Origin of the sequence: Kitasatospora sp. NPDC085895 (assembly GCF_040702125.1) — a bacterium.
Classification (GTDB): domain Bacteria; phylum Actinomycetota; class Actinomycetes; order Streptomycetales; family Streptomycetaceae; genus Kitasatospora; species Kitasatospora arboriphila.
The window spans coordinates 19,165-39,143 of sequence record NZ_JBFBJY010000029.1 but is presented as its reverse complement, the minus strand read 5'-3'; the positions used below and the strand labels follow the sequence as shown (position 1 = coordinate 39,143).

18 protein-coding genes are annotated in these 19,979 nt (G+C 74.6%); 9 read left to right on the top strand and 9 right to left on the bottom strand.

Features of this window, described 5'->3' with window-relative positions; all coding sequences use genetic code 11:
• Nucleotides 1-27: 27 nt before the first annotated feature.
• Together AB0442_RS19550 and AB0442_RS19545 are read left to right on the top strand one after the other, a co-directional pair.
• Entirely contained in the window at nucleotides 28-3,321 is a 3,294-nt protein-coding gene (locus tag AB0442_RS19550; protein ID WP_366164200.1) for an amino acid adenylation domain-containing protein, read from the top strand.
• A gap of 81 nt (nucleotides 3,322-3,402) precedes the next feature.
• On the top strand, nucleotides 3,403-4,692 hold the full coding sequence (locus tag AB0442_RS19545; RefSeq protein ID WP_366164199.1) for an MFS transporter: 1,290 nt from the start codon (nucleotides 3,403-3,405) through the stop codon (nucleotides 4,690-4,692).
• Between the two features lie 15 nt (nucleotides 4,693-4,707).
• Here the strand turns inward: AB0442_RS19545 and AB0442_RS19540 are convergent, their stop codons facing one another.
• Both AB0442_RS19540 and AB0442_RS19535 read right to left on the bottom strand, forming a co-directional pair.
• The gene (locus AB0442_RS19540) at nucleotides 4,708-5,064 is read right to left on the bottom strand and encodes a VOC family protein (protein WP_366164198.1); all 357 of its coding nucleotides are present in this window, start codon (nucleotides 5,062-5,064) and stop codon (nucleotides 4,708-4,710) included.
• Nucleotides 5,061-5,726, bottom strand: coding sequence for a response regulator transcription factor (locus tag AB0442_RS19535; protein ID WP_344623952.1), 666 nt, complete (start codon nucleotides 5,724-5,726; stop codon nucleotides 5,061-5,063). Before AB0442_RS19535 ends, AB0442_RS19540 begins: the two co-directional genes overlap by 4 nt.
• Before the next feature lie 551 nt (nucleotides 5,727-6,277).
• On the opposite strand from AB0442_RS19535, the gene AB0442_RS19530 reads away from it, so the two are divergent.
• A complete protein-coding gene (locus AB0442_RS19530; RefSeq protein WP_366164197.1) occupies nucleotides 6,278-6,868 on the top strand; it encodes a DinB family protein in 591 nt (196 codons plus the stop codon).
• A 216-nt stretch (nucleotides 6,869-7,084) separates the two neighbouring features.
• Here AB0442_RS19530 and ligA read toward each other — a convergent pair whose 3' ends face one another.
• Complete coding sequence (gene ligA / locus AB0442_RS19525; protein ID WP_366164241.1) at nucleotides 7,085-9,121, bottom strand: NAD-dependent DNA ligase LigA; 2,037 nt, start codon at nucleotides 9,119-9,121, stop codon at nucleotides 7,085-7,087.
• A gap of 130 nt (nucleotides 9,122-9,251) precedes the next feature.
• Between ligA and AB0442_RS19520 the strand changes: the two genes are divergently transcribed.
• The 6 genes from AB0442_RS19520 (at nucleotide 9,252) to AB0442_RS19495 (ending at nucleotide 13,914) form a co-directional block, all read left to right on the top strand.
• Nucleotides 9,252-9,863, top strand: a complete 612-nt coding sequence (locus AB0442_RS19520) for a PadR family transcriptional regulator (RefSeq protein WP_366164196.1) — start codon at nucleotides 9,252-9,254, stop codon at nucleotides 9,861-9,863.
• Nucleotides 9,856-10,833 (top strand): hypothetical protein, encoded by a 978-nt coding sequence (locus AB0442_RS19515; RefSeq protein ID WP_366164195.1) that lies wholly within the window; start codon nucleotides 9,856-9,858, stop codon nucleotides 10,831-10,833. Before AB0442_RS19520 ends, AB0442_RS19515 begins: the two co-directional genes overlap by 8 nt.
• Nucleotides 10,834-10,888: 55 nt before the next feature.
• Nucleotides 10,889-11,656, top strand: a complete 768-nt coding sequence (locus AB0442_RS19510) for an alpha/beta hydrolase (protein ID WP_366164194.1) — start codon at nucleotides 10,889-10,891, stop codon at nucleotides 11,654-11,656.
• A 90-nt stretch (nucleotides 11,657-11,746) separates the two neighbouring features.
• Nucleotides 11,747-12,262, top strand: coding sequence for a DUF6584 family protein (locus AB0442_RS19505; RefSeq protein WP_366164193.1), 516 nt, complete (start codon nucleotides 11,747-11,749; stop codon nucleotides 12,260-12,262).
• A gap of 97 nt (nucleotides 12,263-12,359) precedes the next feature.
• Nucleotides 12,360-13,037 (top strand): DUF6445 family protein, encoded by a 678-nt coding sequence (locus tag AB0442_RS19500; RefSeq protein WP_366164192.1) that lies wholly within the window; start codon nucleotides 12,360-12,362, stop codon nucleotides 13,035-13,037.
• A 100-nt stretch (nucleotides 13,038-13,137) separates the two neighbouring features.
• Complete coding sequence (locus AB0442_RS19495; protein WP_366164191.1) at nucleotides 13,138-13,914, top strand: polysaccharide deacetylase family protein; 777 nt, start codon at nucleotides 13,138-13,140, stop codon at nucleotides 13,912-13,914.
• Nucleotides 13,915-13,974: 60 nt separating this feature from the next.
• Here the strand turns inward: AB0442_RS19495 and AB0442_RS19490 are convergent, their stop codons facing one another.
• The 6 genes from AB0442_RS19490 to AB0442_RS19465 all read right to left on the bottom strand — a co-directional run bounded on the left by AB0442_RS19490 (nucleotide 13,975) and on the right by AB0442_RS19465 (nucleotide 19,979).
• Nucleotides 13,975-15,723 carry a discoidin domain-containing protein gene (locus AB0442_RS19490; RefSeq protein ID WP_366164190.1) on the bottom strand — a complete coding sequence of 583 codons (1,749 nt, stop codon included), beginning with the start codon at nucleotides 15,721-15,723 and terminating at the stop codon, nucleotides 13,975-13,977.
• 141 nt (nucleotides 15,724-15,864) lie between these two features.
• The gene (locus AB0442_RS19485) at nucleotides 15,865-16,881 is read right to left on the bottom strand and encodes a LacI family DNA-binding transcriptional regulator (RefSeq protein WP_366164189.1); all 1,017 of its coding nucleotides are present in this window, start codon (nucleotides 16,879-16,881) and stop codon (nucleotides 15,865-15,867) included.
• A gap of 202 nt (nucleotides 16,882-17,083) precedes the next feature.
• On the bottom strand, nucleotides 17,084-18,139 hold the full coding sequence (locus tag AB0442_RS19480; protein ID WP_363539568.1) for a LacI family DNA-binding transcriptional regulator: 1,056 nt from the start codon (nucleotides 18,137-18,139) through the stop codon (nucleotides 17,084-17,086).
• Nucleotides 18,140-18,415: 276 nt separating this feature from the next.
• Nucleotides 18,416-18,772 carry a DUF6755 family protein gene (locus tag AB0442_RS19475; protein ID WP_366164188.1) on the bottom strand — a complete coding sequence of 119 codons (357 nt, stop codon included), beginning with the start codon at nucleotides 18,770-18,772 and terminating at the stop codon, nucleotides 18,416-18,418.
• On the bottom strand, nucleotides 18,769-19,365 hold the full coding sequence (locus AB0442_RS19470; RefSeq protein ID WP_344628106.1) for a Rieske 2Fe-2S domain-containing protein: 597 nt from the start codon (nucleotides 19,363-19,365) through the stop codon (nucleotides 18,769-18,771). Before AB0442_RS19470 ends, AB0442_RS19475 begins: the two co-directional genes overlap by 4 nt.
• Nucleotides 19,362-19,979, bottom strand: coding sequence for a 4Fe-4S dicluster domain-containing protein (locus AB0442_RS19465; protein ID WP_366164187.1), 618 nt, complete (start codon nucleotides 19,977-19,979; stop codon nucleotides 19,362-19,364). Before AB0442_RS19465 ends, AB0442_RS19470 begins: the two co-directional genes overlap by 4 nt.

Sequence of the window (19,979 nt, the reverse complement as noted above, 5' to 3'; positions counted from 1 at the left end):
CCCGGCCCGCCCGAGGAGGAGACGGCGATGGACGGCATCGAGGAACTGCTCGCGGGCCTGGACCCGCAGCAGCGCCAGGCCCTGCTCGACCGGTTGGAGGCCGCGGACGCCCCGCCCGGTCCGGCGGAGGCACCGGCGCCGCTCTCGCCCGGGCAGCGGCGGCTCTGGTTCCTGCACCGGCTGGAGCCCGACAACCCGGCCTACCACATCTGCCACCAGGTCGACTGGCCGGGCGAGTTGGACACCGACGCGCTGGCGGCCGCCCTCGGCGACCTCGTCGAGCGGCACGAGGCACTGCGCACCCGCTACACCGCCGAGGGCGAGGACCTCCGCCCGGTGGTCGACCCGCCCGCCGCCGTCCCGGTGCGGACCGTCGACCTGACCGCCCTGCCCGCCGCCGAGGCGGAGCAGGAACTCGCCGCCACCGCACGGGCCGAGGCCGATCTGCCGTTCGACCTGGAGAACGGCCCGGTGCTGCGGGCCGCCGCCGTCCTGCTGCCCGGCGGCGCCGCCCGGGTCGTCCTCGCCCAGCACCACATCAACAGCGACGGCTGGTCGGTGGACGTGCTGCTGGACGAGCTCTGGCAGGCATACCGGGCCCGTTCGGCGGGCCGCGCACCGGATTTCGGCGGGCAGCCCGGACAGTACCGGGAGTTCGCGGCCTGGCAGCAGGAGCGGGCCGGCTCCGGCGCGGTCGACGCCGACCTCGCCTGGTGGCGGTCCGAACTCGCCTCCGGCGTCGAACCGCTGGAGCTGCCGGTGGACGGGTCGCGCGCCGCCGGCCGGGGGCGCGGCGCCGTCCTGCGCCGCACCCTGCCCGCGGACCTCACCGCCGCGCTGGAGGCCCTCGGCCGGTCGGCGGGCAGCACGCTCTTCATGACCGCCCTGGCCGGCTTCCAGGCACTGCTGCACCGCTGGACGGGCAGCCCCCGGGTCCCGGTCGCGGTGCCGGTCAGCGGCCGCGGTCGACCCGAGTTCGAGTCCGCCGCCGGCTTCTTCCTCAACACCCTGCTGCTGCAGGCCGACCTCTCCGCCGATCCGGCCTTCACCGACCTGCTCGGACAGGTCCGGGAGCGGGTGCTCGGCGCCTTCGAGCACCAGGAGGCGCCGTTCGAACGGCTGGTGGAGGAGCTCGCCCCCGGCCGCGGCGGCCGCAGCCCGTTCACTCCGGTGCTGTTCGCCTTCAACGCACACCCGGCGGGCGACGGGCCCGGCCCGCTGCGGGCCCGCACCGCCGAGGTCGACACCTCCGGCGCCCGGGCCGAGCTGTGCGTGGTGCTGGAGACGGGCGCGGACGGCGGACTGCGGATCGCCTACGAGTACGACCGCGACCTCTTCGAGCAGGCCACCGTGGAGCGGCTGCACGGCCACCTGGGCCGGCTGCTCGCCGGGGCCGCCGCCGACCCGGCGCTGCCGGTCTCCCGGCTGCCGCTGCTCACCGGGGAGGAGGAGCGGCAGCTCGCCGCCTGGAACGCCACCGGGCTGGAGCTGCCCGCCGTCGCCACCGTCGCCGACCTGGTCGCGCAGCAGGCCGACCGCACCCCGGACGCCGTCGCCCTGGTCCGCGGCGACGAGCAGGTCGGATACCGCGAACTCGACCGCCGGGCCAACCGCCTGGCGCACCGGCTGGTCGCCCTCGGGGTGCGGCCGGGCGACCGGGTCGGCGTGCTGCTGGAGCGCTCCCCCGCCCTGGTGACCGCCCTGCTCGCGGTGCTCCGGGCGGGCGCCGCCTACGTGCCGCTGGACCCGTCCTACCCCGCCGACCGGCTCGGTTACGTCCTCGCCGACGCCGAGGTGCCCGTGCTGATCGGCACCGCGGAGCTCGCGAGCCGGCTGGAGGGCCCGCTGCCCGCCCTGGTCGAACCGGGCGAGGACGCCGGATTCCCCGCCACCGCACCGGAGATCGGCCGCGACGGCGCCGACCCGGCGTACGTGCTCTACACCTCCGGCTCCACCGGGCGTCCCAAGGGCGTCGTCAACACCCACGCGGGGCTGCTCAACCACACCGTCTGGCTGCGCGACGCCTTCGCGGTCGACGGCCGCGACCGGGTGCTGCAGAAGACCCCGATCGGCTTCGACGTGTCGCTCTGGGAGCTGCTGGTGCCGCTCACCTCGGGCGCCGCACTGGTGCTGGCCGAGCCGGACGGCCACCGCGACCCGCGCTACCTGGCCGAGGTGATCGAGCAGCAGCGGATCACCGTGGTGCACTTCGTGCCCTCGATGCTCCAGGTCTTCCTGGACGGCGCCGATCCGGACGCGCTGCGCGGCGTGCGACAGATCCTGTGCAGCGGCGAGACGCTGCCCGGCGAACTGGTGCGCCGCTGCCGGGCCGCCGGCATCACCGCCCCGATCGACAACCTCTACGGGCCGACCGAGGCGGCCGTGCACGTCACCCGCTGGACGTGCACGCCCGAGGACACCGCGGGCGTGCCGATCGGCCACCCCGTCGCCAACACGCAGCTGCACGTGCTGGACGCCCACGGCTCGTCCGTCCCGGTCGGCCGGCCCGGCGAGCTGTACCTCGGCGGGGTGCAGGTCGCGGCCGGCTACTGGGGCCGCCCCGACCTCACCGGCGAGCGCTTCCTGCCGGACCCGTTCTCCGCCGACCCGGCGGCCCGGCTCTACCGCACCGGCGACCTCGTCCGGCGCCGCCCCGACGGCGCCCTGGAGCACCTGGGCCGGCTCGACCACCAGGTGAAGCTGCGCGGCCTGCGGATCGAACTCGGCGAGATCGAGGCCGTGCTGACCGGCCACCCCGCGGTCGCCGAGGCCGTGGTGCTGCTGCGCGAGGACACCCCGGGCGAACCCCGGCTGGTCGCCTACTGGGTGCCGGCCCCGGGCGGCCCCGGCGAACCTGCGGAGGACGAGGTCCGCGCGCACCTCGCCCGGCTGCTGCCCGGCTACATGGTGCCCGCGGCGCTCGTCGCCCTGGCCGCCCTGCCGCTCTCCGCCAACGGGAAGACGGACCGCAAGGCCCTCGCCGAGGCGCCCGCCCCGGCGGTCCGCAAGGCCGGCTACGAGGCGCCGCGCGACGAGGTCGAGCTGACCCTCGCCGGGCTCTACGGCGAACTGCTCGGCCGTGACCGGGTCGGCATCCGCGACGACTTCTTCGAGCTCGGCGGCCACTCGCTGCTGGCCACCCGGCTGGCCGCCCGGATCCGCCGCGACTTCGGCGTCGACCTCCCGCTCCGGGACCTGTTCGACGCACCGACCGTCGAGGCTCTGGCCGTCCGGGTCGTCGAGGCGGTGCTCGGCGGCCTCGACGAGGACCAGTTGGACGCGGTGCTCTCCTCGGACACCGACCGGGCGCCGGGAACCTGACCGCCACCGACTCCAGCACCGCCACGATCGACCAGAACGCCACGACCAGAACGCCACCGACCAGGACGAGAGGGCAGCAGGATGGGCAGGCGACCGGCACGGATCCCCGAGGTGCTGCACAACCGCAACTTCGCGCTGTACTACACGGGGCAGAGCCTCTCCGTCCTCGGCGACGCGATCGTGCCGGTCGCGCTCGCCTTCGCCGTGCTGGACCTCGGCCGCGGCGCCGGCGCACTCGGCCTGGTGCTCGCCGCCGGCATCGCGCCGGGCGTCCTGCTGGTACTGGTCGGGGGCGTGGTCGCGGACCGGATCGAACGGCGCCGGCTGATGGTCGCCTGCGACCTGGTGCGGTTCGGCTCGCAGGCCGCCCAGGGCGTGCTGCTCTGGACGGGGCACGCCACCCTGCTCTCCCTGGTGCTGCTCCAACTGGTCTGGGGCACCGCGGCTGCGTTCTTCCGCCCGGCGTCCACCGGCCTGGTCGCCGAGTGGGTCGAACCCGACCGGCTGCAGCAGGCCAACGGGCTGGTCGGGCTGAGCGACAACCTCGCCTACACGGTCGGCCCGGCCGTCGCCGGCGTGCTGATCGCGGTCTTCAGCCCCGGGGCGGCGCTGCTCGCCGACGCGCTCACCTTCGCCGCCAGCGCCGTCGCCCTCTCGCTCGCCCGTCCGGCGGCACGGACGGCGGCGAAGGCGGCCGAGGCGTCGGCCTCGGTGCTGCGCGGACTCGCCGAGGGCTGGCAGGAGTTCCGCTCCCGCACCTGGCTCTGGTCGATGGTGCTGTGGGCGGCGACCTTCCACCTGCTGGCACTGCCCTCGGTGCTGGTGCTCGGCCCGGCGGTGGCCAAGTCCGACCTGGGCGGGGCCTCCGCCTGGGCGGCGATCGCCGCCTGTTCGGGGCTCGGCGCGGTGGTCGGCGGGGTGATCGCCCTCCGCCACCGGCCGCGGTACCTGCTGCGTGCCACCTTCGTCCCGCTCGGGCTGTACGGCCTGCAGCTGGTGGCGCTCGCGGTGCCCGCCCCGACGGCCGTGGTGGCCGCCGCGGCACTGGTCGGCGGGGTCGGCGTCGCCATGTTCAACGTGTACTTCTACACCGCGCTGCAGCAGCACGTCCCGCTGCCGGCGATGTCCCGGGTGGCGTCCTACGAGTGGCTGGGCAGCATCGCCCTGCTGCCGGTCGGCCAGGCCCTGGTCGGGCCGGTGGCCGCGGCGACCTCCGTGCCGGGGGTGCTGCTGGTGGCCGGCGGCTGGATGCTGGTCTCCCCGGTGGTGCTGTACCTGATCCGCTCGGCCCGGGAGCTGCGGGCCGTGGACGACTCCCCCAAGACCGTGGTCGCGGCCGCGACGCCCGTCCCGGCGGGCGGCGCGTCCTGACGTCCTGTCATCCGATCAGGGAGCGCTTCGGACCGAGCGCGCAGAACCCGTCGCCCTCCGGGTCGGCGGGCACCGTCCGGCCGGCGTCGGCGGGTCGGCCGACATCGGCCCGGATGGCGCCGAGGGCCGGCGGCCGGCCACCTCGGCCCCGCGGCCGTCCGGGACGAGGTCGAGGTGTCGCCGGTTCTTCCCCTTCCGGCGCTCCGGGACGGGCCCGAACACCAGCCCGGGGCAGGCGTGTTCGTCCGCGCCGACGACCACCCCGGCGGCGCTCTCCGGCAGGATGCGGTGGCCCGGCGCGGCCGCCCGGAAGCGGGCCGGGGCGGCCGGGCCGAGGGCGTCCGCGGCCACCCGGTGGAGCCGCAGGCTCATGCCGCGAACCCCTCCTCGGCGGCCACCCCGGCCCGGTAGGCGAACGCCACCAGCTGCGCACGGTCCTTCAACTCCAGTTTGGTGCGCAGCCGGTAGACGTGGGTGCGCACGGTCGCCTCGCCGATGCAGAGCCGGTCGGCCATCTCCAGCGGGGAGAGGCCCTCGGCGATCAGGCCGAGCACCTCCCGCTCGCGGATGGTCAGCGACTGCAGTGCGGAGCGGGTGGCCGGGCGGACCCGGCGGCTGCCGGCCGTCCGGTACCACTCCACCAGGCGGTGGGAGACGCTGGGCGAGAAGACGGCCTCGCCGCGGGCGGCGGCCCGGACGGCACCGGCCAGTTCCTCGCGGCTGGTGTCCTTGACCAGCAGGCCGTGGGTGGGCGCCTGCAGCACGTCCTTCACCATGTCCTCGTTGTCGTGCTGGGCGAAGACCACCAGGCGCGGCCGGACGGGCAGCCGTTCGGCGTCCAGCCGGCGCAGCAGGTCCAGGCAGGACATGCCGCGCAGGTGCAGGCCGGTGACCAGGACGTGCGGGCCGTGCACGGCGGCCAGGTGGACGGCGCGGGCCCCGCTGTCGGTGGCGGCGACCACGTCGATGTCGGCGGCGGGGGCGAGCAGGGTGCACAGCCCGTCCCGGATGACGGAGGACTCGTCGACGATCATGACTCGAACGGACTGCGGGGGCGCACCGGCGGGGTTGCTGCTCCGGGGTGCGACGGCTGGCCCTGGCATCACTACCTCGCAACTCGTGGTCGGCACCGTTTCCCGTGTGATCCGTGGTGACGGAGACAAGCGCCCGCGACAGGTGCCACGCGTGTATCGGTAATTAACATACTATCGCGAAGGAATGTTCGGTCAACGGTTTCCGGCCATCACCGACAAAGCACCGCTAACCGGTTAACAGACATTCAGCGGATTGCCGAACCGACGGGCGGGCGCCGCCACCGGGGCGGATGTGCAATGCGGGCAATCGCGACCGCGATCCACCACTGGAACCGCACCGGCCGCCGCCGGGACTTCCCGCCCCACGGTCTGCCGCCGAGCGCTTCCGCAAGGCTTCGGCCCGGCAGCATCGCCCGCCGGCGCCGCGGCCTGCAGGGTCAGTGCCAGCAGTCGGGATCGGGTTGATCGGCACGCTGTACGTGCGCCGGAAGGCGGCAGTAGAGTCCCACTGAAAATTGCTGCAAGAACTTGCAGAGTGAGAGGACCCCGCCATGCCGAGAGTCGTCCCGCCCGTCGCCGACGAGCGCACGGCGCTGACCGCCTACCTGGCCCACCAGCGGCGCGCGCTGCGGGTCACCGCTTACGGTCTGACCGAGGAGCAGGCCCGCATGGCGCCCACCGGCAGCGAACTGAGCATCGGCGGTCTCATCAAGCACGCCGCACGGTGCGAGGAGTTCTGGACCGACCTCATGCTTCAGCGGCAGCGCGGGACGCAGCGAAAGACGGACGAGTCGGACGCGGACGAATTCCGGCTCGCCCCGGACGAGACCCTGACCGCGATCCTGGCCATGTATGCCGAGGCGGCCGATCGGACCGACGCGGTGATCACCGGGATTCCGGACCTCGGGCAAGCCGTTCCGGTGCCGCAGAGGGCTCCGTGGATTCCCGCCGAGGTCGAGGAATGGTCGATCCGCTGGGTCCTGCTGCACTTGATCGAGGAGACGGCACGGCACGGCGGTCACGCCGACGTCATCCGCGAGAGCATCGACGGCGCGACCTTCGACCCGCTGCTCGCCGCGGCCGAGGCGTGGCCCGACCCATGGGTCCGACCGTGGGAACCCGCGTCCCCGGGCGTCGGCTGACGGCCTGCGGCGAGACGTGCCGGCCCGGCCGGGGCCGAGCCGCTGCGGGCCGGCTGCCCGCGCCGAACCCGGCAGGTGGCGAAGTGCCGGCGGCGCCGGTCTCCTCGGCGTGGTCGCGGTACTCGCCGCCGATCCGGGGCGAAGTGCCGGCGGCGCCGGACATCGGCACCGCCGGGGCGAACCACGGAGTGCGGCTCCGCAGGGGGTGGACCGGACCTACGCCACCAGCAGGCCGGCCACCAGCTCGGCCAGGCCCTCCGGGGAGATGACCCGGATCCCGAGCTCCTCCGCCTTGGCGCGCTTGGAGCCTGCCTTCTCGCCGGCCACCAGCAGGGTCGTCCGCTTGGAGACGGACGAGGACGCCTTGCCGCCGGCGCGCTCGATCAGCTCGTTCATCTGGTTGCGGCTGAGGTCGGCCAGCGGGCCGGTCATGCTGCCGGTCACCACCACGGCCTCGCCGGCCAGCGGGCCGGCCGGGCCGTCCTCGGCGGCGGCCGTGGCCGCGGCGGGCGGGGTGACGGCCGTACCGACGCCGTGCGCCGCCAGCTTGTCCAGCACCGGTGCGAGTCCGACGAGTTCGGCGACGATCACGGCGGCCTTGTCCGGGCCGATGCCGTCGACCTCGGCGAGCGCCTCGGCGTCCGCGGCGCGGACGGCCGCCATGCTGCCGAAGTGGGCGGCGATCCGGCGGGACATCGAGCGGCCGGTGCCGAGGACACCGAGCGCGCAGAACACCCGGTTCAGCGGCCGCGTCCTGGCTTCGGCGATCGCCGCGAGCAGGTTGTCGGCGCTGGTGTCGCCCATCCGGTCGAGGGTGAGCAGTTGCTCGCGGGTGAGCGCGAAGAGGTCGGCGAGGTCGGCGACCAGGCCCGCCTCGACGAGCTGGACGGCGCGGGTGCCGCCGAGCCCCTCGACGTCGAGCTGGTCGCGGCCGACGGCGTAGCGGATCGAGGCGACGGCCTGGCAGCCGCGGCCCCGCACGCACCGCCAGCGCTGCTGCGAGGTGTCGATGGCGTCGCCGCAGCGCGGGCAGACGGCGGGGAAGACGATCGGCTGCTCGTCGCCGGTGCGCTGGTCGACCAGCGGCGCCTCGACCCGGGGGATGACGTCGCCGGCCCGGTGGACGAAGACCTGGTCGCCGATCAGCAGGCCGCGGCGGGTGATGTCGGCCGGGTTGTGCAGGGTGGCGTAGGTGATGGTGACGCCGTCGACCTCGACCGGCTCCAGGACGGCGCGCGGGGCGATCACGCCGGTGCGGCCGACGTTCCACTCGACGCCGAGCAGCCGGGTGACCTTGTGCACCGCGGGCAGCTTGTAGGCGACGGCCCAGCGCGGGGCGCGCGAGCCGGCGCCTGCCTGCTCCTGGTCGGCCTCGGCGTCGGCCTTCACCACGATGCCGTCGATGCCGAACGGCAGGTCGGCGCGGAGCGCGGCGATCTCCTCGATCCGCTGCCGCACCTCCTCGACGCCCTCGCAGCGGCCGGGGCGGGCGGCGGTGCTCGCGGCGGTGTTGGCGCCGAGCGCGGCGAGCCGGTCGAGCAGGGCGCTGTGGCCGAGGCCGCCGAGCCCGATGGCGCCGTAGGCGAAGAAGGTGAGTTCGATGCGGTAGGGACGGTCCTTGGCGCGCAGGGTGCCGGCGGCGCCGTTGCGGGGGTTGGCGAAGGGAGTGGCGCCGTGTGCGGTGCGCACCTCGTTGGCGTGCTCGAACTGGCTCTGGGTGAGCAGGACTTCGCCGCGCAGCTCGACGTCGATCGGCTCGGCGAGGGTCTGCGGCAGGCCGAGGACGGCGTCGGCGGCGTGACCGATGTCCTCACCGGCGAGGCCGTCGCCGCGAGTGATCAGGCGGACGAGCCGGCCCTCGCGGTAGCGGGCCGCGACGGCGAGGCCGTCGAGCTTGGGCTCGACGCACCAGCCGTCCACCGGGCGGCCGAGGCGGCGCTCCAGGCCGGCGGCCCAGGCGGTGAGTTCCTCGGCGGAGAAGACGTTGTCGAGGCTGAGCATCGGCACGCTGTGCGGGACGTCGCCGAGGGCGGCGCCGCCGGCCACCTTGCCGGTGGGCGAGTCGGGCAGCGCCTCGCCGGGGTGGGCCTGCTCCCAGGCCTCGATCGAGCGCAGCAGCGCGTCGTACTCGTCGTCGCCCAGCGGCGTGGAGCCGTCGGCGTAGTAGGCCGCGGCCGCCTGCACGGCGGTGGCGACGGCATCGGCATAGGCGGCGTGGGTGGCCAGGGCGGCTGCGTCCTTCATGTCGAACATCATCTCGACCGCCACTGACATTCGGAGGGCCGGGTTCCGGCCCGTCGGCCCGCCCGGACGACCGCGACCGCGACCGGACGGCCCGGCTCCGCGTTGCCAAACAGTCTATTTCGACTGATAGATTTAGACCATGCCACGACGCGCTCTCGACCACCCGATCGTCCCGGCCCTGCTCGGCCTGCTCCTCGAAGGCGACGCCCATCCGCACCGGATCCTCGCCGAGCTGCGGGAACGCAGCGCCCACCACGCCGCGGCGGTCAACCGCGGCACCCTCTACAACACCGTCGCCGCCCTGGAGGAGGCCGGCTGGGTGGCCGCCCGCGGCCAGGAACGCGCCGGGAACCGCCCCGAGCGGACGGTCTACGGCATCACCGGGGCCGGCCGCGAGGAGCTCGTCCGCCGGCTGGACCATCAGATCCGCACCCCGGAACGGGAGTTCTCGCCCTTCCTCGGCGCGGTCGGCCACCTCGGCGCGCTCGGCCCCGAGCGCGCCCGCGACGCGCTGACGGAACGCGCCCGCCGCCTGCGCGAACGCACCGCCGAGGACGAACGACGCCTGGCCGAGGCCCTGGCCACGGGCGTGCCCAGGCTGTTCGTGATCGAGGCCGAGTACGCGCTCGCCCTCGCCCGCGCCGAGACCGCCTGGGTCGAGTCGCTCGCCGAGGAGATCCGCACCGGCACGCTCGCCTGGCCCACCGGCCCCACCCCGTCCCGGGAGCAGGACGGAGGCGACCGTGACTGAGCGTCTGCTCTTCGGCATCTACCCCGGCGGCGTCTGCGGCGACGACAGCGGCGGCCTCGCCGTCGGCCCGCCGGACGACCCCGACCGCGTCACCGCCCTGCTGGACCGGCTGCAGGGCCGCCCCGGCCGGCCCTTCCTGGTCCGCGCCTACACCGCCTTCGACGACACCACCGCACCCGGCGGCCCGCATCCGACCGCCACCCCGGCCGGGGCCGAGCGGTACGCCGTCCGTGGCCGCCGGCTGGACCTGGTCGCGCAGTACCGGTCGGCCACCGGAGACGTCCCCGGGTACTGCACCTTCCTGCGCGAACTCGTCGGCCGGTACGGCGCGGTGACGCAGACCCTGCAGGTGACGGAGGAGCCGAACGTCACCGGCAACCCCCTCCTGGACGGCGACCACCCGGCCGTCCGGGAGGCGATCGTGCACGGCGTGCGCGCCGCCCGGGACCAGGCCCGCGAACTCGGCCACCACCACCTGCGGATCGGTTTCAACACCACCCCGCTGTTCGGCCCGGCGACGTCCTTCGTCGCCGGGCTGGCCGAGCTCGGCGGTCCTGACTTCCGCGCCGAACTCGACTACGTGGGGCTGGACTTCTTCCCCGACGTGTTCCGCCCGGTCGCGCCGGCCGAGCTCGCCGACACGGTCGCCGCGGTCCTGCGCCACCACCGCGAGAACGTGCTCGCGCCCGCCTGCCTCGGGCACCTGCCGCTGCACGTCACCGAGCACGGCTGGCCCACCGGCCCGGGCCGGACGCCGCAGCGGCAGGCCGAGGTCGTCGAGACGGTCGTCCGCACCGTCGCCGAGCACGCGGCAGCGCTCGGGCTGAGCGGGTACACCCACTTCTCGCTGCGCGACGCCGACAGCGGCGGACCCGGGCCCTTCCACCGCTTCGGGCTGACGGCGGACGACCACACGCCCAAACCCGCCTTCGACACCCTGTGCGCCCTCGTCGAGCGGTACACGGTCTGAGGGCCGGCACGGGCCAGACTGGTACCGGACCGGCCGCCGCCGACGGGAGACCAGCGTGACCACGGGCAGCTACGCGCACGTCAACGGGCTCGACCTGTACTACGAGGAGCGCGGCAGCACGACCGGCCGGCCGCTGGTCGTGCTGCACGGCGGCCTGCTGACCGTCGAGCTGTGCTTCGGCACGCTGCTGCCCGCGCTGACCCGCGGCCGCCGGGTGATCGCCCCCGAGCTCCAGGGGCACGGCCGCACCCGCGACACCGACCGCCCCTACCGGATCGACCTGCTGGCCGCGGACGTGCTCGCCCTGCTCGACCGCCTCGGCGTCGAACGCACCGACGTCCTCGGCTTCAGCCTCGGCGGCTACGCCGCCCTGCAGCTCGCGCTGGACCACCCGGAGCGGGTCGACCACCTCGTGCTCGCCTCCGTCAACTACCGCCCGGACGGCTACCACGAGGAGATCCACGCCTCCGAACTCCCCTCCGGCTCCAGCCGGTTGCCCACCCCGGAGGACTTCGCCGAGATGCGCGCCGCCCATCTCGCCGTCTCCCCCGAGCCGGAGCACTTCGACGCCTTCCACGCCAAGGTCTCCGAGGCGGTGGCCGCCTTCGGGGGCTGGCCGGCCGAGCGGCTCCGCACGCTGCGGGCCCCCACCCTGCTGGTCGTCGGCGACCACGACTTCGTCCGCCTCGACCACGCGGTCGAGATGTACGAGCTGATCCCGGACGCCCGCCTCGCCGTCCTGCCGCGCACCACCCACATGGACGTGATGCGGCGCACCACCCTGCTCGCCCCGCTGCTGGAGGGCTTCCTGCCGACCGGCTGACCCGGCCCCTGGGAGCCGGCCGTCCGGATCGCCGCGATCGGCCGGAACAACCCCTTTGACCTGCGCCGCACCGTCCGCGAACATGCTCCGGTGACCGTCGAGACCACCCTCGCCAGGGCCGAGGCCGACCTCCGTGCCGGCCGGACACCCGTCGCCCTCCAGCGCCTGCGCGGGTTGGTCGGCTCCTGCCCGGCCGACCTGACGGCCCGGCGGCGGCTCGCCGAGGTCTACCGGCTGTACGGCGAACCCGCCCAGGCCGGCCGCTGGGCGTACCTGGACGAGGAGCGCGACCCGGCCGAGACCGCCGCCTTCGAGGCCCGCTACGCCGACCCGGTGCGGCGGATGGCCGCCCTGGCCTGGCGCGGCCCGGAGCACCGGGCACCGACCGCGACCGCCCGGGCCCGGCTCGCGGAGGTCCGCGAGGCCGCCTCCGCGCAGCTCGGGCGGCCGGCCCGCTGGTGGGACGTGCAGGAGGAGGCCCGCGGGGCCGCCGCCGCGGAGCAGGAGGACGGCACCCTGTTCTGTGCCGGATTCGCCCTGCTCGGCCTGCTGCTGCTCGGCCTCGCCGTGCTGGGCGCCGTCACCGCCGTGCGGTGGCTGCTCTGACGCCGTCTCCGCGGGCCACCGCCTTGAACTCGGCTTGACACACAATTGACCTGATCACGGGCGAGGTGCGCCGGGGCCCGTCGCTACCGTCGGGGCCATGTCACCCCTCCCCCGGACGCCGGCGATCCCGGTGCTGCCGTACCGCAAGCCGACCCGTGGCCGCGACTACTGGGTCTTCGACGACGTCCTGCCGGACGCGGAGGCCGTCCGGACCCGCACGCTGGCCCGCCAGGACTGGAGCGAGGGGTACCCGCACAAGCCGGAGACCTGGCCGGGCCTGCGCACCATGCCCGGTCTGGAGCCGGAGGAACTCGCCCACGTCGAGGCCCTGGTGATGCAGGCCACCGGCGCCCGCCGGATCTGGCCGGAGACCGGGCCGGGCGGCGCCACCGTCAACCACAACTGCATCCAGGTGGTCGGCCGGGACGAGTGCGAGCCGCGCCCGCACACCGACTCGCGGCTGGTCTGCCGCTACGCCGCCGTGCTCTACCTCAACCCCTCGGCCCCCAAGGACTGCGGCACCAGCTTCTACCGCCAGCAGATGCCGAACGGCGCGCTCGGCGGCAACATCGTCGCCGCGCCGCACAACAACCTGGTCGACGCCCTGGGCACCCGCTTCGTCCCCTCGAACGCCTTCGTCGAGGACGTCCGCGTCCCGCACCGCTTCAACCGGCTGCTGCTCTACAGCGCCAACATCATCCACACCGCGACCGGTTACTGGGGCAGCACGCTGGAGGACAAGCGGATGACCGCGGTCTTCTTCTGGATGGCCTGATCCGCGCCCCGACACCCACCGCATACCCGGTATGTAAGTACGTCTAGGGTCTCCCTCGAACACGCCTCCGACCGGGGGCGGGTCCGAGGGGAGGGGCTCCATGACGACCGCCGGGAAGAGGCTTCGCAGGCGCACGGTGACGGCTCTGCTCACGGCGGTGGCGACCGCCCTGGCCGTGGGCGGCTGCGCCTCGTTCGACACCACGGCACCGAAGGAGGCCCGCGACCGGGCCTCGGCGGTCTCCCGGGACACCGCCGTGCAGGGCGTCGACTGCCGGAAAGCCACCTGCGTGGCGCTCACCTTCGACGCGGGCCCGAGCGAGTACACGCCGAAGCTGCTCGACGTCCTCAAGGAGGAGAACGCGCACGCGACCTTCTTCATGCTCGGCAAGAACCACGTCGAGAAGCACCCGGACACCGTCCGGCGGATCGTCGCCGAGGGGCACGAGCCGGCCAACCACACCTGGACGCACCGGATCCTCACCGACATCGCGCCGGACGAGGCCCGCGAGGAGATCTCCCTCACCCAGGACGCGGTGCAGCGCATCACCGGCGAGCGGCCGGTGCTGATGCGCCCGCCGCAGGGCCGCACCGACGAGGACGTGTCGAGGATCTGCGCCGAACTCGGCGTCGCCCAGGTGCTGTGGAGCGTCACCGCCAAGGACTACGACACGAACGACTCGGCGCTGATCCGGCAGCGGGTGCTCGACCAGGTCCACCGCGACGGCATCATCCTGCTGCACGACATCTACCCGGGCACCGTCCCCGCCGTGCCGGGCATCCTCGCCGAACTCCACCGCCGCGGCTACACCGTGGTGACGGTCTCGCAGCTGCTCGCCCCGGCGGCCCCGCAGCCGGGCGCGGTGTACCGCCCCTGACGGCCGGTCGGGGCACCGCCGGCCCGGACCTCGCGACGAGGCCCGGACCGGCGGGGCGACCTACTGGTACACGCGGACGTAGTCCACGAGCATCTTCTGCGGCAGCACGGTGGTGGCGTCGGGCGCGCCCGGCCAGTCGCCGCCCACCGCGTTGTTGAGGATCAGGTAGAACGGGTGGTCGTACACCCAGGGGCCGCGGGTGGCCTCCAGGGCGGTCCGGTCCACGGTGAAGAAGGCGTTGCCGTCCACGTAGAACGTCATGTGGGCGGAGTCCCAGTCCACCGCGTAGGTGTGGAACGCGTTGGCGAAGTCGGTGCCCGCCAGGGTGTACGGCGAGCCGTACCCGCCCGCACCGTTGTAAGCGGGCGCGTGCAGCGTCGAGTACACCGAGTCGGCGACCTTGCCGACGTGCTCCATGACGTCGATCTCACCCGAGTACGGCCACGGCGTACCGGTCTTGAAGTCGGAGCCGAGCATCCAGAACGCCGGCCACAGGCCCTGGGTGCCGGTCACCTTGATCCGCGCCTCGGCGTGGCCGTAGGTGAAGTCGAAGTGGCCCGAGGTGTTGATCCGCCCCGAGGTGTACTGGCAGACGGTGCTGCCGGAGAGCGGGTCGCGCGGGCAGGCCGATCCGGGGGTGACCTCCTTGCGGGCCTCGATCACCAGGTTGCCGGTGCCGTCCTGGTACAGGTTCTTGCTGCCGGTGGTGTAGTACTCCAGCTCGTTGTTGACGCCCGCTCCGGGGTCGGTGGTCCACTTGCCGGCGTCCGGCGCGGTGCCGTTGGAGCCGTTGAACTCGTCGCCGAAGACCAGCCGGCCGGCCGGGAAGGTCGGGTTCGGCGGCAGCGGCGGCGGCGTGACGGGGCTGCCGCCGCTGCCGAACACCTGGAACTCCCAGAGCGAGTAGCCGTACTGGCCGACCCGGGCGGTGCCGTACATCCGGACGTACCGGCCGGTGCCGTTCAGGTTGGAGACGGTCTCCTTGAACCCCTTGCCGGTGGTGGTGGAGTAGATGTCCGTCCAGTTGACGGCGTCGCCCGACACCTGCAGCTTGTACGCGGTGGCGTAGGCCGGGTCCCACTGCAGGACGACCTTGTGGACGGTGGCGGTGGCGCCGAGGTCGATGTAGATCCAGCCCGGGTCGCTCCAGGCGGAGGTGGCCCAGCGGGTGGCCGGGTCCTGGTCGACCGCCTTGCTCGGGGTGCAGTTGCCGCAGCCGCCGTCGTTCTGGCTGCTGGAGGCCACCGCGGGCTTGTTGTACGAGAGTTGGACGTCGCCGCCGCCGGTGCCGCCGCCCGGGGTGCCGTAGACCTGGAACTCCCAGAGCGAGTAGCCGTACTGGGTGGCGCGGGCGGTGCCGTACATCCGGACGTAGCGGCCGATGCCGTTGACGGTGAGGTTCTGGGTGCCGCCGGTGCCGCTCGCGGTGGTGTAGACGTCCGTCCAGGTGCTGCCGTCGGCGGAGGTCTGCAGCTTGAAGCCGGTCGCGTAGGCCGCCTCCCACTGCAGGACGACCCGGCTGACGGTGGCGGTGGCGCCGAGGTCGACCTGCAGCCACTGCGGGTCGCCGAAGGCGCTGGACCAGCGGGTGCCGGCGTTGCCGTCGACGGCGGCCGAGGCGGGGAAGGCCACGCCGTTCTCGGTGGAGGAGGCGGTGACGGCCCTGCCCTGCGAGAGCAGGCTCTCCGCCGCGGGGGCGGCCGGCGCGAACGGCACGAGCAGGGCGCCGAGGGCCAGGACGAGGGCGGTGAGCAACCGGGTCAGCACCCGGTGGGGGCGCGCCGCGGCGGCCGGTGGTGCGGTGGTCATGGGGAACTCCAGCTGGGTGGGGGTGGTGCGGAGTCGGTACTGCGGTGCACGGGTGGGGCGGTGCGGCCGGCGCGGGCGGTCCGCGGGCCGGCGGCTGCGTGCGGGTGTGGTCCATGGCCGTCCTCGGGGTGGGGGGAGCGGTCAGGCGGAGTCGCGCAGGACCAGTGCGGTGGGCAGCACCAGCGCCGGTCCGGCCTCCTCCCCCGCCGCCAACCGCTGCACGAGGCGCATGAGTTGGCGGCCGAGCTGCTCGATGGGCTGGTGCACGGTGGTGAGCGCGGGCTCGGCGGTGCGGGCGCAGTCCACGTCGTCGAAGCCGACCACGGCCACGTCCTCGGGCACCCGTCGGCCCGCCCGGCGCAGCGCCTCCAGCGCGCCCACGGCCATCAGGTCGGAGGCGGCGAACAGGCCGTCGATCCGCGGCTCCTCCGCCAGCAGCCGGGCGGTGGCGGCCCGCCCGCCCTCGACCGTGAAGTCGGCCTCGGCGACCAGCGGACGGCGGTGCCCCCGGACGGTCTCCCGCAGGTAGGCGCCCAACCGGTCCTGCCCGGCCGGCGTGGACGAGGGCCCGGCCACGGTCGCGATCCGGGTGCGGCCGATCCTCTTGAGGTACCGGACGGCGGCGGCCGCACCGCCCGCGTTGTCCACGCCCACACAGGGCAACCGCGCATCGCCGTAGGCCCGTTCACAGCAGACCACGGGCACGCCGGTGCCGGCGAGCAACCCGGGCAGCGGGTCGCGGTCGTGCACCGAGGCGAGCACCACGCCGTCCACGTGGCCGCCCCGCACGAACTGCTCGATCCGCCGCCGGCCGGCCGCAGACCCGGCCAGCAGGATCACCAACTGCTCGTCGGACTCCTCGAGTTCCGCGGTGGCCCCGCGGATCAGCGTGGGGAAGAAGCCCTCCGAGAAGACCTGGCCCATGCCCTCCGGCAGCACCAGCGCGTAGGAGCCGGTGCGGCGGCTCACCAGCGAACGGCCGGCCTGGTTGGGCACGTACTGCAGATCGGCGACGGCCCGCAGCACGGCCGACCGGCGGCGCTCGCTGACGGGGTGCGACCCGCTGACCACCCGGGAGGCGGTCGCCCTGGACACCCCGGCCCGCCGGGCCACGTCCTCCAGGGTCGGCCGATGCCACTCCGGGGCGGTCAGGTCCACGAGCCGTCCTCCTCCGGACCGACGATGTCGAGAGAGCGCTCTCTCACCAGCGCCACGAGAGTGCCCCCGAAAACCCCCGGTGTCAATGGGCGTGCACCTGACTAACGCATCCGATAGGGAAAGCGTTCTCTCATACGGGCGCCGTCTCAGGGGCGCGTGGTGCACCCCTCAGGCGCCGTCTCAGGGGCGCGTGGTGCACCCCTCAGGCGGACTGCCGTACGACCAGCGTCGGCCGGAACACCACCATCGGCATCGTCTTCGCCGGCTCCGCGATCTGCCGCAGCACCAGCCGCGCCATCTCGGCCGCCATGTCCTCCACCGGCTGCCGCACGGTGGTCAGCTGCGGGTCGCAGGCCAGCGCCGCGCTGCTGTCGTCGAAGCCCACCACCGCCACGTCCTCCGGGACGCGCCGCCCGCTGCGCGACAGCACCGGCAGCGCCCCGAGGGCCATCAGGTCGGAGGCGATGAACACCGCGTCCAGGTCGGGCGCGCGCTCCAGCAGCGCCCGCATCGCCGCGGCCCCGCCGTCCTGGGTGAAGTCGCCCTCGACGTGGACGGCCTCGCCGCGTCCGTGCGCCGCGAGCGCGTCGCGGAAGCCGTCGAGCCGCTCCCGGCTGGCCGGCATGTCCAGCGGTCCGCTGATGGTGGCGATCCGCTGCCGTCCGAGTCCGACGAGGTGGTCGACGGCCAGCCGGACGCCCTCGCGCTGGTCCACGTCGACGTAGGCGATCGAGGCGGAGGAGGCGGGCCGGGAGGCCAGTACGGCCGGGATGCGGGCCTCGGTGAGCCACTGCGGCAGCGGGTCGGAGGCGTGCGAGGAGACCAGGATCACGCCGTCCACGTGGCCCTGCCGGAGGTAGCCCTGCAACTGGCCGCGCGACTCCGCGTCGTCGGCCAGCATCAGCACCATGGCCATCCCCTGCGGCCGCAGCACCTGGATCACGCCGCTCACCACCCGGCCGAAGTGCGGGTCGGTGAACATCCGGCCGACGAAGGGGTCGAGCGGCTGTCCGCGGCGCTCCGCCTCGGAGACCACCAGCGCCACCGAGTTGGTGCGCCGGGTGACGAGCGAGCGGGCCGCGGAGTTCGGCACGTAGTTGGTCGCGGCGACGGCCTCCTCGACGATCCGGCGCAGCTCCGGGTCCACGGTGGACTTGCCGTTTACCACGCGGGAGACGGTCGCCCGGGACACGCCGGCCACCTTCGCGACGTGCTCCAGTGTCACGGGTCTGGTCGAGGGAGGCAGATCGGTGGTCACGCTGCCAGTTATACCCCGTGGGGCGTGGCGGCCCGCCCCCGCCTCCCGAACCGGCCGTTCGGGTGGCGCCGCCCTCCGCCCGGCGGCCCCGCCGCGCCGTCGGCGACCGGCCCACGGACCGGGCCGGCGTCCACGGGCTCGACGACCTCCGCCGGCGGCCCGCCGTCACCACCGGGTGGCCGGTGAACGCGGTGGTGACCGCGCTGGACGAGGCGGGCGGGACGGCCGGGCGGCTCTCCGCCCGGCCGAGCCCGCCGCCCGGCCGTCCCGGGCCGGCTACCGGTCGCCCCGCGGCGCGTACCACCAGACGCCCAGCACCACCAGGAAGGAGAGCGCGGAGAATCCGGTGCACCACCAGGCGGTGCCGGTGCGGCCCTCCATCCAGGCGTCGGTGGCCACGGTCAGTGCCCAGAGCTGGCCGATCACGACGGTGCAGACGAGTGCGACCCGGGCGCTGAGCATCGAGGAGCGCTCCGGCTCGTGCTCGCCGCCCGCGCCGGGCCCCGGGCCCGGGGAGTGCACCCGCGGGTCGGCGTAGCCGCTGGTCGCCCGGATCTGCGGGTAGCGTTCGTGCAGCGGCCGGTTGAGGCCGGGCTGTTCGCTGCCGGCGTGGTACTCCTCGGGGGCGGTCACGAGTCGCAGCCGATCCGGTCGGCGAGGTCCGGGTCCCGTTCGCGCAGGCCGCGGCAGAGGCCGGCCTGCGGGTCCTCGCCTGAGCGGGCGGTGCCGACCGCCCAGACCGCGCCGCGGGCGTCCTCGACGAGCAGCACCCTGGGCAGCGGCCGGGGCGGCGGTCCGGCGGTGACCTCCCCGGTGCGGATGTCGAACTCGCCCTCGTGGCAGGGGCAGTACAGGTCGCCGTCGCGGCCGTGGTCGGGGCGGCGGACGACACCGCAGGCGAGGTGGGTGCAGATCGTCGACCAGCCGACCAGGGTGCCGTCGGAGAGCCGGGCGGCGATCGCCCGGTCGTCCTCGCCGGGGTAGGAGAAGGAGACGGCCTGGCCGCGGCCGATCCGGTCGGCGATCCGCAGCGGGGTGGCGGTGCCGTCGCCGTGCCGGGGCAGTACGCCGGCGGCGACGACGGTGGAGCCGACGGCGAGGCCGCCGGAGACGGTGGCGACGATCCGCAGGTAGTCGCGGCGGGTGGTGAGGGAGTCGGCGGAGATCCGGTCGACCAGCGCCGCGTGTTCGAGCGGGGTCCCCCCGGTGTCCGACGGGTCGGTCATCGCGGGGCTCCGTTCCCGGACGTGGGCCGCCCGTTGACCTCGACGAACGGCAGCAGGCCGCCCGGGACGGGTGCGCGGCGCTCGGCCGGCACGACGACGGCCACCCCGGTGGCCACCTCGGCGTCACCGAAGGCGAACTGCGCGGAGACCTCGACGCCGGGCCGCTCGGCCCGGAGCTCCTCGACCGTGCCGTAGAACAGGGCGCCGGTCGGGCAGACGGTGGCGCACATCGGTGCCAGTCCGCGGGAGGTGCGGTCGTAGCAGAGGTTGCACTTCATCTGGAGCTTGGCGTCGAGGTCGATCTTGGGGACGCCGAACGGACAGGCGTTGACGCAGTTCGCGCAGCCGATGCAGCGGGTGGGGTCGGCCTCCTGGACGACGCCGTCGGCGGTGATCAGGATCGCGTCGGCCGGGCAGACCTGGGCGCAGGGCGCGACCGGGTCCTCGCAGTGCATGCAGAGGGTGGGCAGCGAGGCCACCGAGTGGCCCTCGTCGGGGTAGTCGAGGTGGATCATCGACTTGCCGCGGTGCGAGTCGCACTCGCGGCAGGCGGAGACGCAGGCCTGGCAGCCTGTGCAGCGTCCGGGGTCGATGAAGACGGTCCTGCCGAGCAT

What these genes read in the sequence shown, in the direction of transcription:
- AB0442_RS19550 (WP_366164200.1), top strand. Translation starts at nt 28, where the DNA reads ATGGACGGCATCGAGGAACTGCTCGCGGGCCTGGACCCGCAGCAGCGC.
- AB0442_RS19545 (WP_366164199.1), top strand. Translation starts at nt 3,403, where the DNA reads ATGGGCAGGCGACCGGCACGGATCCCCGAGGTGCTGCACAACCGCAAC.
- AB0442_RS19540 (WP_366164198.1), bottom strand. Translation starts at nt 5,064, where the DNA reads ATGAGCCTGCGGCTCCACCGGGTGGCCGCGGACGCCCTCGGCCCGGCC.
- AB0442_RS19535 (WP_344623952.1), bottom strand. Translation starts at nt 5,726, where the DNA reads ATGATCGTCGACGAGTCCTCCGTCATCCGGGACGGGCTGTGCACCCTG.
- AB0442_RS19530 (WP_366164197.1), top strand. Translation starts at nt 6,278, where the DNA reads ATGCCGAGAGTCGTCCCGCCCGTCGCCGACGAGCGCACGGCGCTGACC.
- ligA (WP_366164241.1), bottom strand. Translation starts at nt 9,121, where the DNA reads ATGTTCGACATGAAGGACGCAGCCGCCCTGGCCACCCACGCCGCCTAT.
- AB0442_RS19520 (WP_366164196.1), top strand. Translation starts at nt 9,252, where the DNA reads ATGCCACGACGCGCTCTCGACCACCCGATCGTCCCGGCCCTGCTCGGC.
- AB0442_RS19500 (WP_366164192.1), top strand. Translation starts at nt 12,360, where the DNA reads ATGTCACCCCTCCCCCGGACGCCGGCGATCCCGGTGCTGCCGTACCGC.
- AB0442_RS19495 (WP_366164191.1), top strand. Translation starts at nt 13,138, where the DNA reads ATGACGACCGCCGGGAAGAGGCTTCGCAGGCGCACGGTGACGGCTCTG.
- AB0442_RS19490 (WP_366164190.1), bottom strand. Translation starts at nt 15,723, where the DNA reads ATGACCACCGCACCACCGGCCGCCGCGGCGCGCCCCCACCGGGTGCTG.
- AB0442_RS19470 (WP_344628106.1), bottom strand. Translation starts at nt 19,365, where the DNA reads ATGACCGACCCGTCGGACACCGGGGGGACCCCGCTCGAACACGCGGCG.
- AB0442_RS19465 (WP_366164187.1), bottom strand. Translation starts at nt 19,979, where the DNA reads ATGCTCGGCAGGACCGTCTTCATCGACCCCGGACGCTGCACAGGCTGC.